We start from the raw sequence: 10,660 nt of genomic DNA on the forward strand, positions 1-10,660 counted from the left end.
CGGACATCGTTAACTTAAGATACAAAAGCTGTTCGGAGATGGAGGGTCAAGATCAATGGTGAAAAACGTCAGCAGAGCAACACCCGTCAGATGATTTTCTCCGTAGCAGAAATCGTCTCTTATGTTAGCCATTATATGACGTTAAAGCCCGGCGATCTCATTGCTACGGGTACCCCTGCCGGAGTGGGTTTAGGCATGAAGCCGGTGCCTGTCTGGCTAAAGGCGGGTGACCGAATCCGTATCCATATTGAGAAACTGGGATATCAAAACCCACTGGTAACAGAACAGACTCCCATTCGCTAATATGGGAGGTGCCCCAGGCCGATATATTCGTTTACATTGACGTCTTCTACAACCGGGCCCGGCGCCACACTCATCCCGGCGGCGTCAGTCCGGAGGACTTTAAACTGACCTCGTCGTGAGGACAGGGAATACCTGCTGAGGTGGGGTCAGTCCAGTTATAGATGGTATCCATTTTAGAAGCAATAATTATAGCCAGACTCCCAATGGGTGTTAAATATCTTATTGGTGCAATTTATTAACCCTTTGTTCTTAATCTCTCAAATCTTCGCGCGATAATATAGCTGTTTCCCTATGATATATGCACAGTTAGCACGTGTGTTCTCATGGGCTATTGTTGTGCAACTGCCTGCCCCGAGTTGGTGCAATACTTTCCAGGCGCCACTTTTATTTTTATTAGAAATTAATAGTTGACAATGCTCAGAAATAATTACTATAGTGATGCTGACTTCTCCGCAAGAACGCCAACGTTGTCGGCTTGTGGTTATGGCAATAGAGCCCTCGCAATGTCATTTGACTTTGCTGGGCTTTTTTTTTGGCTTTTTTTCAGGTCTATCTATTAACTGAACCAGGGGTACTTATGTCCAGAATAAAATGTCATTACAGCATGCTATCAATCGCAATTGCTACTGTATTTACCGTAACCACTTCAGGAATGGCAACCGCGGCAGAACAACCAATAAAAATTGGTTTACTGGAAGATGCTTCAGGTAATTTTGCTTTACCGGTTACTCCTAAAATTCATGCGACTGAGCTTGCAATAGACGAGATTAATGCCAAAGGCGGAATACTCGGGAGAAAAATTGATTTAATACAATACGATACGCAATCCGACAACACACGTTTTCAACAAATGGCCCGTCGTCTGATTAAAAACGATAAAGTGGATGTGATTTTTGGGGCATTTTCCAGCGCCTCGCGTGAGGCTATCCGGCCGATTATGGATCGTGAAAAACAGCTTTACTGGTATAACAATCAGTATGAAGGTGGCGTGTGTGACTCTAATGTTTTCGTCACTGGTGCGGTTCCTGAACAACAATTTTCTACATTAATTCCATGGATGATGGCGAAGTATGGTAAAAAAGTTTATACCATTGCTGCCGATTATAATTTCGGGCAAATATCGGCTGAATGGGTCCGCAAAATTGTGAAAGAAAATGGTGGTACCATGGTGGGTGAAGAGTTTATCCCACTGAGCGTCTCGCAATTTGGTCAAACGATTCAAAATATCCAGAAAGCCAAGCCCGATTTTGTGATGACATTATTGGTTGGGGCGAACCAATCTTCCTATTATGAGCAACAAGCGGCGGCAAAACTAAATTTACCAATGGCGAGCTCCGTCAACGTTGGCCAGGCTTATGAGCATAAACGCTTTAAAGCCCCGGCGCTGAAAGACATGTATGTCACGACTAATTACATAGAAGAAGTAGACAGCCCGGCCAGTAATGACTTCAAACAACGCTTCCATGCCAAATTCCCGAATGAACCCTACATCAATCAGGAAGCGGCTAATGCTTATGATGCGGTTTATCTTTACAAAGCGGCAGTAGAGAAAGCCGGCACGACTAATATGGATGCTGTTCGTAAATCGCTGGAAAGTGGTGATATCTGTACTGATGGACCGTCCGGAAAAGTATGTATTGATCCCAAAAGTCACCATTTGAGCCATACCATCTATCTGGCCCATGTAAAAGATGATCATTCTATCGAGATACCTAAGGTATGGGAAAATATCAAACCTTACTGGCTAGGAGACGCTGGCTGTAATTTGCCGGTAAAACCGGACCACAGCCAGTACACCCCATCATCACCACCTAAAAAATCGTAAATCAAACCACGTGCCAGGGAAGTGCTCGAGTAACGGGAACTTCCCTGTTATATCCATTTTAAATCGTGTCAATCAGGACACCGGGGATTGCCAACGATGTTAGCGCTTTCTTTTATTTACTCAGTGATTTATCAGTTTGGCGATAACTTCGCTTATCTGGTGCTGGCAGCATTGGGGCTGGCGGTTATCTTCGGCATGATGGGGGTGATAAATCTGGCACACGGTGAATTCATTATGTGCGGTGCCTATGTCACCATACTGATGAACAAATCGGGTTTGCCGCTTCCGTTCGCCATGCTGTGCGGTACATTAGCCGCGGCATTCTTCGGCGGAGTCATCGAGCGTCTCATCGTGCGCCATCTTTATGGGCGTCTGTATGACTCGGTAGTCGCAACCTGGGCTATTAGCCTGATTGTGCAACAAAGCATGTTACTCATCGCCGGTCCATCACTGGAAGGGCTCTCAACACCTTTCGGCTCTTTCACTCTCGGCGAATATTCTTTTGCGACTTACCGTGCACTGCTGCCTTTCTTCGCCATCGCTATATTAATGATGCTCTATTGGCTGTTTTTCCACACCAACTACGGAGTCTGTGCCAGAGCGACTATTCAAAATGCCCGTATGGCCTCCTGCCTGGGGTTAGAAACTGACCGTATTTATACCTTAACTTTCGCGCTGGGTGCTGGATTGGCCGGGCTGGCCGGGGCTATTTATGCCCCGACGTTGACTGCCGTCCCTACCATGGGGAGCAGCTTTATTATCCAGGCCTTTGTTTCGGTCGTCGTGGGCGGCGCAAATGTCTTGGTTGGCACTATTCCTGCCGCAATTGCCCTGGGCGCAATACAGACCGGGTTAAATTCCTGGTATGGGCAACTTGCTGGCCAAATTGGCTTACTGGTCACCGCCGTACTGGTTATTCGCGTACTACCGAATGGTGTTGGCAGCCTGTTTACCCGTAACCGCTAGGAGCTGAATGTGACAACAACCTCTCTTAATTTATCGGCGAATGGTATGAAGAAACACAGACAATCCTCGAGCTGGCTGGCGACATTGTTAATTTTAGCTGGTGCTCTCATGCTACCGTTAGTGGTCGATAGCACCACGATCGGTGACTTTTCCTACTTTCTTCTCTGGACCTTCGGCGCCATCGGATTAGCTGCGATGTGGGGACATGGCGGTATTTTATCTTTCGGCCAAACGGCGTTCTTTGGTCTGGCGGGTTACGCCTATGGTGTGATGACATTAAACTTCGGCGCTGGCGTGCTCTCTACCTGGTTCGGTTTAATTGTCGCATTGCTGCTTGCCGCTGCAGCGGCTGCGGCACTGGGTTACCTGATGTTTTACGGCGGGGTAACCGGTATTTTTGTTGGTATCGTAACCCTGTCCTGCACTCTGGTCCTGGAAACCTTTATGTCACAAACTGCAGGTCCACAATGGGCTATCGGCAGTGCGCGTTTGAATGGTTTCAACGGTATGTCAGGGATGCCCCCCTTGTCCATACCATGGGTTAACGGTGACTTGCCACTGGAAGACAACGGCTTTTATTACCTGATTATCTTGCTGCTCGCGGGTGTTTATTGGGGGGTGAGGACGTTGTTACGCTCCAATTTTGGCCTGACGTTGGCCTCAATTCGTGAAAATCCTCATCGGGCAGAGATGCTCGGCATTGATATCCGCCGTTATCAATTACTGGTGTTTGTGCTGGGAGGTGTACTTTCTGGCCTGTCCGGAGCACTTTATACCCTGTGGGGATCATATATTACCCCGTCATCAATGGGTTTATCCGCCGCTGCAATGCCGGTCATCTGGGTTGCCACCGCTGGGCGGAAAAACATTTTTGGCACGGTGATCATTACGGCCATCCTGGTGTGGCTATCCCAATGGTTAGCTGTTTATGGCAGCGAATATGCCTTGATTCTACTGGGCGCCATCTTGCTGTTAGTGGTATTAGCGGCGCCCAACGGACTTTTATCCTGGCTGGCTGAGAGCATCACCCGCTTGCTCTCCTCACGCCGGAAAAAGGAGGACTCGCTATGAATCAGGTCTCGCAGGAACCGATCCTCAAAACACGGGGATTAAGCAAACACTTCGGTGGTGCTCAAGTTATCAATCAAGTTGATTTACAAATACGTCGTGGCGAAGTGCGATGTGTTATTGGCCCAAATGGTGCCGGTAAAAGTACCTTTTTCAAATTACTCACTGGCGAGCATGTACCCAGTAATGGAGATATCCACTTTTTCAATCAGCGGATAAATACCTTAGCGCCTTTTCAGCGTATTCAAATGGGAATGAGCATTAAGTTTCAAATTCCCGGGATCTTTCCTGAACTGACAGTTGCGCAACATTTGCAATTATCTCTCAGCCATTTACGCCCGGAAGTTCGCTCACAGGCAGTCAGTGTGGATGAGTTATTAGAGCGTTTTAAGCTTACCGCTGAATGTCGTCAACTCGCGGCTAATCTATCCCACGGCAAAAAACAGTGGCTAGAAATTGCTATGGCGGTGTCGCTGCAACCCACGTTACTCATGCTCGATGAGCCAGTCGCAGGCTTGTCAATTGATGAAACCTACCTGACTGGCGAGTTAATTAAGCAAATGCAAAATGACGGTCTGACATTACTGGTGGTGGAGCATGATATGACATTTGTCCGGCAAATTGCTTCACAGGTCACGGTCCTTCATGGAGGGAAAGTTTTTGCAGACGGCAATGCCGGCGAAGTGCTGGCTCGCGAGGATGTAGCAGACATCTATTTGGGGAAAACCGTATGACTAACGTTGTTTTACAAATGCAGGAGCTGGCCGGTGGCTATGGCGGTGGGCAAGTTCTCAATGGCGTAACACTGCAGCTACATGCAGCCGAGGTATTGGGTTTGATTGGCCGCAATGGCGTAGGCAAAACCACATTGATGCGCACATTAATTGGCGTTGTTCCGGCAAAGCAAGGCCAAATTTTATTGGGCGAAATTGATATTACTCAGGCCTCACCGCAGCGCCGCGCTCGTTTAGGCATTGGCTACGTCCCGCAAGGGCGTGAAGTTTTTACCGGGCTGACCGTGTCGGAGAATCTGCAAGTCGGAATGCAATTTGTCCGTGAACATCGCGAATTTGCAAAAGAGATGCTGGATCGGGTACTGGATTACTTCCCCATATTGCGGCAAAGGCTCAAGCAAAAAGCCGGAACTATGAGTGGCGGTGAGCAACAGCAATTGGCGATTGCCAGAGCCCTGGTGGGCTCACCAAAGGTCCTGCTGCTGGATGAACCGTCCGAAGGTGTCCAACCTTCTATCGTCAATATCATTGCCGATACCCTGGTACGCATCGCCCGGGAACTCCATGTGGCCGTGATCCTGGTCGAGCAGGATATTGCGATGATCCAGCGGGCCGCACAGCGCTGTGCGGTAATGGATAAAGGCCTGGTTGTAGAAACGCTGACCCAACAACAGCTCTCTGATGATCTTTTAATGCGTCGTCATCTGGCTCTGTAACTAAACGCTATAAATTACGTGGAGAATAACATATGAAATGGTTGGAAGAATCCATTATGGCCAAACGCGGTGTTGGTGCCGGGCGTAAACCGGTAACGCATCACCTGACGGAAGAAATGCAAAAAGAGTTTCATTACACCATTGGCCCTTATTCCACACCCGTCCTGACCATCGAACCCGGTGACCGGATTATTGTCGACACTCGAGATGCTTTTGAAGGTGCTATCAATTCGGAACAGGATATTCCGAGCCAGTTGCTAAAAATGCCCTTTCTCAACCCACAAAACGGACCGATCATGGTCAATGGCGCGGAGAAAGGTGATGTGCTCGCTGTCTATATCGAATCCATGTTGCCCCGCGGCGTTGATCCCTACGGCATCTGCGCCATGATTCCGCATTTTGGCGGACTGACCGGGACCGACCTGACGGCCATGCTCAATGATCCGCTGCCAGAAAAGGTGCGCATGATTAAACTCGACAGTGAAAAGGTCTACTGGAGCAAACGCCATACGCTTCCCTATAAACCCCATATTGGCACCTTGAGCGTATCGCCAGAAATTGACTCAATCAATTCACTGACGCCAGACAATCACGGCGGGAATATGGATGTGCCGGATATAGGACCAGGGAGTATTACCTATCTGCCGGTACGTGCGCCTGGAGGCCGCCTGTTTATTGGTGATGCCCATGCTTGTCAGGGTGATGGTGAGATTTGCGGGACCGCAGTAGAGTTTGCCTCAATCACCACCATCAAAGTCGATTTGATCAAGAACTGGCAGCTTTCCTGGCCACGAATGGAGAATGCCGAAAATATTATGAGTATTGGCAGTGCACGTCCGCTGGAGGATGCGACGCGAATTGCATATCGCGACTTAATTTACTGGCTGGTAGAAGACTTTGGCTTCGAACAATGGGATGCCTACATGCTTCTGAGTCAATGCGGCAAAGTGCGGCTGGGCAACATGGTCGACCCCAAATACACCGTTGGCGCGATGCTGAACAAAAACCTGTTAGTTTAGTAGGAATAACTAACCGGTGAACATTACCCCGATGTAGATCGGGGTAATGTGTAAGTTCAAACAATCGCTATTTTTAACAGCTAAAGCAGGTGCATATGGGGCCAGATACACCCATCAATATTGGTTTACTTTACTCCTTCAGCGGAGTGACGGCGGCACAAGAGTTGTCACAATGGCGCGGAGCAACCCAGGCTATTGCCGAAATTAATCAAAATGGCGGCATCAACGGCAGACCACTCAATGCAATTCATTTGGATCCGCAATCTGACGATGTACTGTTTCGTGCCATGGCCGAGGAATTAATTACCGAACATGAAGTAAATGTGATTTTTGGCGGCTATACCTCCAGCAGCCGAAAAGCGATGTCACCGATTGTTGAAAAATATCGTCGGTTGCTGTTTTATTCGCAACTGTATGAGGGCTTTGAGTTTTCAGAAAATATTTTCTATGGCGGTGCCGCGCCTAATCAGAATTGTGTACAGCTGGCTGACTACCTCGCGGCTCAGTTTGGGACACGGGTTTATTTGATTGGTTCCCGTTATATTTATCCCTACGAATGTAACCGCAACATGCAGGAATTAATTCTGCAACGGCATGACGGAGCAGTGATTGGTGAGCGTTATCTTGATTTGAATGCGCCCTATGAAGCTTTTCTACCTATTATTGATGAGGTCATGAAAAAGCAGCCAGATTTTATTTTCAGCACTGTTGTCGGGCAGACCGTTCCTTTCCTGTATCAGGCTTATAAGGCTGCAGGTTTAGATCCTGCGCGTATGCCTATTGGTAGCTTAAATACCTCAGAAACTGAGATTGCCATTATGGGCGCGGAGGCCGCAAAGGGGCATTTTACTTCCGCCCCCTATTTTCAAAGTATTAACACCAAGGCAAATCAATCCGCACTCAAACAATTCCGTAAGCAATTCGGACCGGAAATGAGTACGGACATGAATTGGGAGGCCACGTACAGCCAGGTACACCTTTTTGCAAAAGCCATGGCCGAGTGTGGCAGTGATCATATCTACCCGTTATCAACCGCGCTGAGGGGTAGCCAGTTTGATGCTCCCCAGGGGCGTATTCGTATTGATCAGCTTAATCAGCATACCGGGCTATATCCGCGCATTGGTATGGCAAATGAAAATGGGCAATTTACAATTGTCCAGGAGTCTCGCCGTATTGTCGATCCCGATCCCTATATGACCAATCAGATTCAGGGCGATTGGGTAACGAAGCTAACAACTGTGGGGTATCCATATGCGCCCTCACGATAGCAGACTTAGCACAACAGCCATATTACTGAGTCGGGGGATTCGTTGCGTAGTGTTACACCCCGATGATGATGACGGTGCAACACTCACTAATCATTTACGCCGCATGGGATTTAAGGTTCAGGCCTTCTGGCCTATTCCTGAACGACTTCCCGCTGATACGGACCTGATTTTCTATGCATTACAGTCAGATAACCCAGAACCAGACGTGTCGTGGCTTAATCTGAGTAAACATGTCCTTATCGCGGTTATCGCCTATGAAAATCCAACGTTTATCGATCAAACCATCAGCATGGGTGCGGGAGCCACGATAACAACTCCAATTCGCTCTTCAGGCTTACTCTCTGCGATGGTGTTTGCTTTGCACCATGCTCAACAACAACGGCAGATGAGCGATCGAATAGAACGACTGGAGAAAAAAATGCTCGGTATCCGTCAGGTTAGTGAAGCTAAAGCCATCCTGATGAGAATGCACAGCATTGGCGAAGAACAGGCTTATGAGATTCTGCGCCATCAGGCTATGGACAAACGTATTACTGTCGAAGAGATCTCATGTTCGTTAATACAGGCCAATGACATTTTCTCCTGGACTACGCCCGGGGCGCCAGCATCCGGAAAAATGAAGTAAGCCTTACCTGGGCTCCCTGAACATCGCATTTATTAATCGTGAGGATCATCATGCCGATAGCCCCTTATCTTGCAGCCGCAATTCAATTCGAACCCTTAATGTTTGCCAAAGAAGCCAATTTACGTCAATTACTTATATTGGTTGAACAGGCGGCACAGAAAGGTGCACGCTTGATTACAACCCCGGAAATGGCAACAACGGGATACTGTTGGTTTGACCGGCAGGAGATTGCGCCGATGGTAGAAACCGTCCCTGGCGAGAGTACAGCACTTTTTGCTGAGTTAGCGCAACATTATCAATGCTATATCGTTTTGGGAATGCCTGAAATCGACCCCAATACATCGCTGTATTACAACAGCGCCGTATTAATTGGGCCTGAGGGTGTTATCGGTTGCCATCGTAAAACCCACCCCTATATTTCAGAACCCAAATGGGCTGCGGCGGGCGATTCTGGACATCAAGTCTTCGATACTCCGCTAGGACGCATTGGTATGCTGGTTTGCATGGATATTCACTTCCCGGAAACAGCCCGCTTGCTGGCCCTGGACGGCGTTGACGTCATTTGTCACATCAGCAACTGGTTGGCAGAACGCACCCCCGCGCCCTACTGGATTAGCCGGGCAATGGAAAACGGTTGTTATCTGCTGGAGAGTAACCGCTGGGGACTAGAACGCGGAGTTCAGTTTAGCGGCGGTAGTTGTATTATTGAGCCTGATGGCAACATTGCCGCAGTGGTCGATAACGGTAATGGGATAGCGTATGCCGAAATAGATATCAACTGTAGCCGCCAGCGCCAGGTATTAGGGGAGCCGGTTTTTTATCAACGCCGTCCTGATTATTATCACTTACTATTAAGCGACAGTTTTTTATGGAACCCGCAGGATTTCTTTGGGCTGTATGGACATCAGCCACTCCCCCCAGGCAAGCAGAGCCGTATCACCGTGGCGCAGTTATCTCCCGGTGAGCAAGTTGAAGATAATCTGGCGGCGATAATCGCCATGACAAAAGAAGCTGTTTTGGAGCAAGGTAGCGAGCTGATCGTCTTCCCTGAATTAGCCTTGACAGGTCATTACGATAATGCGGCTCATGCTCAAACGTTAGAAAGCCCGGCAGTGCAGACGCTGGCTCGCCTGGCTATACAGCTAAGAGTCTACCTTGTGGTCGGAATGGCAGAAAAGCAACATGATAAAAACTACATTGCACAGATGCTGTTTGGGCCAGAAGGGATAATCGGCAGTTACAGGCAAATCCATCTTTCGCAGGAAAGCCAAAAATGGGCCAGCGCGGGAGAACACTGGCGAGTGTTTGATACCGCGCTTGGCAGAATTGGATTGTTGTCAGGTCACGATGCCCTGTTTCCCGAATCAGCACGAATTCTCGCTTTAATGGGATGCGATATTATTGCGTGTTCTGCTGCGCTTTCGGCAGGATTTACCGCCGCCCACGCGGGCAGCTCTGTGACACAGAATTTCCCTATCCCAACAGGGGCCGATCCGCTGCATTGGCACTTATTCAGAACCCGTGCGGGAGAAAACAATCTTTATCTGGTTTTTGCTAATGCACTTGATGGTATAGATGGGGCAGGAGGATTTAGCGGAATTTTCGGGCCAGAAACCTTCACTTTTCCACGGCAAGAACGGCTGCTTTGGCAGGAAACGCTGGTCACAACACAAATCGTCGACACACGCTCTCTTGCTGACAGCCCTTATCCAACCAATGTGGTACGGCGTAAAGATCTGGTTGCCATGCGCCAACCCCATCACTATAAACCGCTGCTGTATTAAGCCTTTTCGTTACAACCCGGGTTAATAATTGCGCCCTTCATCACTGATGAGAAGCAATGAAAAAAACCCAGACTATTAACTAAAGTAAGCGTGCAGCGAGAACCGTATTGACGGGGATGTGTTATTCAGTTGGCAGTGCTACGCGCCAGGGGAGTAGTTCGCTGACCCGGTTTATCGGCCAGTCAGCAATGACGTCAAGGACATAACGGAGGTAGCTTTCTGGCTCCACTCCGTTCAGTTTGCATTGAATCGCCACGGGTTTAACAGACACCTCAGAGTCATTTAAGATGGCTTAAAGGGTAATGGTGCCAACTTACTGATTTAGTGTATGATGGTGTTTTTGAGGTGCTCC

General features: G+C 48.5%; 10 protein-coding genes and 1 pseudogene. 10 read left to right on the forward strand and 1 reads right to left on the reverse strand.

Translation table 11 applies throughout. The features are described 5' to 3' along the window. The first annotated feature begins 51 nt into the window (after positions 1–51). The 10 genes from HX884_RS23280 to HX884_RS23325 all read left to right on the forward strand — a co-directional run bounded on the left by HX884_RS23280 (position 52) and on the right by HX884_RS23325 (position 10,308). Entirely contained in the window at positions 52–303 is a 252-nt protein-coding gene (locus tag HX884_RS23280; RefSeq protein ID WP_211944494.1) for a fumarylacetoacetate hydrolase family protein, read from the forward strand. A gap of 604 nt (positions 304–907) precedes the next feature. Next, entirely contained in the window at positions 908–2,128 is a 1,221-nt protein-coding gene (locus HX884_RS23285; protein ID WP_032665893.1) for an urea ABC transporter substrate-binding protein, read from the forward strand. A 96-nt stretch (positions 2,129–2,224) separates the two neighbouring features. Beyond that, positions 2,225–3,094: a branched-chain amino acid ABC transporter permease gene (locus HX884_RS23290; protein ID WP_023328873.1), complete on the forward strand. Its 870-nt coding sequence runs from the start codon at positions 2,225–2,227 to the stop codon at positions 3,092–3,094. Positions 3,095–3,103: 9 nt separating this feature from the next. Further along, a complete protein-coding gene (locus HX884_RS23295; RefSeq protein ID WP_032665823.1) occupies positions 3,104–4,165 on the forward strand; it encodes an ABC transporter permease in 1,062 nt (353 codons plus the stop codon). Next, positions 4,162–4,896: an ABC transporter ATP-binding protein gene (locus HX884_RS23300; protein ID WP_023328875.1), complete on the forward strand. Its 735-nt coding sequence runs from the start codon at positions 4,162–4,164 to the stop codon at positions 4,894–4,896. Before HX884_RS23295 ends, HX884_RS23300 begins: the two co-directional genes overlap by 4 nt. Next, positions 4,893–5,612, forward strand: coding sequence for an ABC transporter ATP-binding protein (locus tag HX884_RS23305; protein ID WP_023328876.1), 720 nt, complete (start codon positions 4,893–4,895; stop codon positions 5,610–5,612). Before HX884_RS23300 ends, HX884_RS23305 begins: the two co-directional genes overlap by 4 nt. A 32-nt stretch (positions 5,613–5,644) precedes the next feature. Then, positions 5,645–6,631 (forward strand): acetamidase/formamidase family protein, encoded by a 987-nt coding sequence (locus HX884_RS23310; protein ID WP_023328877.1) that lies wholly within the window; start codon positions 5,645–5,647, stop codon positions 6,629–6,631. A gap of 95 nt (positions 6,632–6,726) precedes the next feature. Continuing rightward, complete coding sequence (locus HX884_RS23315; RefSeq protein WP_023328878.1) at positions 6,727–7,899, forward strand: transporter substrate-binding domain-containing protein; 1,173 nt, start codon at positions 6,727–6,729, stop codon at positions 7,897–7,899. Continuing rightward, positions 7,883–8,524 (forward strand): ANTAR domain-containing response regulator, encoded by a 642-nt coding sequence (locus tag HX884_RS23320; protein ID WP_032430981.1) that lies wholly within the window; start codon positions 7,883–7,885, stop codon positions 8,522–8,524. The genes HX884_RS23315 and HX884_RS23320 overlap by 17 nt, the downstream gene beginning before the upstream one ends. Positions 8,525–8,574: 50 nt before the next feature. Continuing rightward, on the forward strand, positions 8,575–10,308 hold the full coding sequence (locus HX884_RS23325) for a nitrilase-related carbon-nitrogen hydrolase (protein ID WP_032665819.1): 1,734 nt from the start codon (positions 8,575–8,577) through the stop codon (positions 10,306–10,308). A gap of 121 nt (positions 10,309–10,429) precedes the next feature. Here the strand turns inward: HX884_RS23325 and HX884_RS23330 are convergent. Further along, positions 10,430–10,552 (reverse strand): annotated as a pseudogene (locus tag HX884_RS23330) (transposase domain-containing protein); the annotation flags it as partial. Between the last annotated feature and the right edge of the window lie 108 nt (positions 10,553–10,660).

Source organism: Enterobacter sp. SECR19-1250 (genome assembly GCF_013391025.1).
In the GTDB taxonomy this organism is placed as follows: Bacteria; Pseudomonadota; Gammaproteobacteria; order Enterobacterales; family Enterobacteriaceae; genus Enterobacter; species Enterobacter cloacae.